Source organism: Erwinia sp. PsM31 (genome assembly GCF_030433775.1).
GTDB classification, from domain to species: Bacteria; Pseudomonadota; Gammaproteobacteria; order Enterobacterales; family Enterobacteriaceae; genus Erwinia; species Erwinia aeris.
Genome location: NZ_JARUWZ010000156.1, coordinates 1 through 209 on the forward strand (window position 1 = coordinate 1; position 209 = coordinate 209).

Consider the following 209-nt stretch of genomic DNA (forward strand, 5'->3'; position numbering starts at 1 on the left):
CCTGAAGGCGCTGGAACTGTTCACGCTGGCCGAATCGCTGCGCGGCGTGGAAAGCCTGATCTCCCATACCGCTACCATGACCCAAGCGGGCATGTCGGCAGAGGCGCGCGCGGCGGCAGGTATTTCGGAAACGCTGCAGCGCGTTTACGTAGGGATTGAAGATCACGAACATTTAAATGCCGATCTGGATAATCCAATCCGGATAGCGG

1 protein-coding gene is annotated in these 209 nt (G+C 58.4%); it reads left to right on the forward strand.

Annotated elements, in window-relative coordinates; translation table 11 throughout:
* The coding region (locus tag QCD69_RS22805) for a PLP-dependent transferase (RefSeq protein ID WP_301253604.1) at positions 1 to 209 on the forward strand (209 nt) is incomplete at both ends.